The organism is Pseudomonas sp. 20P_3.2_Bac5, assembly GCF_025466035.1.
Classification (GTDB): domain Bacteria; phylum Pseudomonadota; class Gammaproteobacteria; order Pseudomonadales; family Pseudomonadaceae; genus Aquipseudomonas.
In genome coordinates this window covers 1-436 of sequence record NZ_JANLOA010000090.1, presented here as the reverse complement: position 1 = coordinate 436, position 436 = coordinate 1, and the positions used below count along the sequence as shown (strand labels likewise).

Sequence of the window (436 nt, the reverse complement as noted above, 5' to 3'; positions counted from 1 at the left end):
CACCACGGTGAGCGAAGGCACCCTGTCCGTCACCGGCCAGGGCGTGCTGGGCACCTCTGGGCTGACCGTCGCCAACGGCGCCACCCTTGCTGGCACGGGCCGCATCGACGGCGCCGTGACCCTCGCCGATGGCGGCCACGTGCAGCTCGCGAGCAGCACCACCCTGACCACCGGCAACCTGACCCTCAACAACGACTCCAACCTCGACGCCTTCCTCGGCGCCGCGGTCGCGGGCCAGGCCGGGATGCTCAAGGTCAACGGCAACCTGGTGCTCGACGGCAAGCTCAACGTCACCGACGCCGGCGGCTTCGGCCTGGGCGTGTACCGCCTGATCGACTACACCGGCAGCCTCACCGACAACGGCCTGGCGATCGGCGCGATCCCCGGCGGCCTGGTAGCGGGCGACCTGGAAGTGCAAACCAGCGTCAACAATCAA

At 69.7% G+C, this 436-nt stretch carries 1 protein-coding gene; it reads left to right on the top strand.

From position 1 onward, the window contains the following. A partial coding sequence (locus NTD88_RS15765; RefSeq protein WP_262153415.1) for a hypothetical protein occupies window positions 1-436 on the top strand: 436 nt, incomplete at both ends.